1 protein-coding gene is annotated in these 386 nt (G+C 58.3%); it reads left to right on the top strand.

The genetic code is table 11. The annotated features are described in order from the left end of the window. The coding region (locus tag FNJ47_RS46740; protein ID WP_175068533.1) for a beta-N-acetylglucosaminidase domain-containing protein at positions 1-386 on the top strand (386 nt) is incomplete at both ends.

Below are 386 nucleotides of genomic sequence, written 5' to 3'. Positions count from 1 at the left end.
GATGCCGACTTCAAGGCTACGATTGCCAAGTTCGACCAGCTCCGTTCCTTGGGTGTGAGGTCCTTCTACATTGCCCTGGACGACATCGAACCTAAGTTCCACTGCGACGCCGACCGGCAGAAGTATCCCAACAATGGTGACGGGAAGTGGATCGCCGACGCCCAGGCTGATTACCTCAACCGGCTCGAGACTGAGTACGTCAAGAAGAATGGTCTGCCCCCACTCCAGACGGTGCCCACAAACTTCAGTGGTTCGGGGGAGGATCCCTACAAGGCTCAGTTTGGCACTCGCCTAGACAAGGACATTCGCGTCCAGTGGACTGGTGAGGGGGTGTTTTCGCCGTCCATCACTGAGTCTTCGGTGGCGCGTGCGGCGCAGTCCTACCA

Origin of the sequence: Bradyrhizobium uaiense (assembly GCF_010811875.1) — a bacterium.
Lineage (GTDB): Bacteria > Pseudomonadota > Alphaproteobacteria > Rhizobiales > Xanthobacteraceae > Bradyrhizobium > Bradyrhizobium uaiense.
The sequence above is the reverse complement of the archived record's forward strand: the minus strand, read 5'-3'. Positions and strand labels throughout refer to the sequence as shown.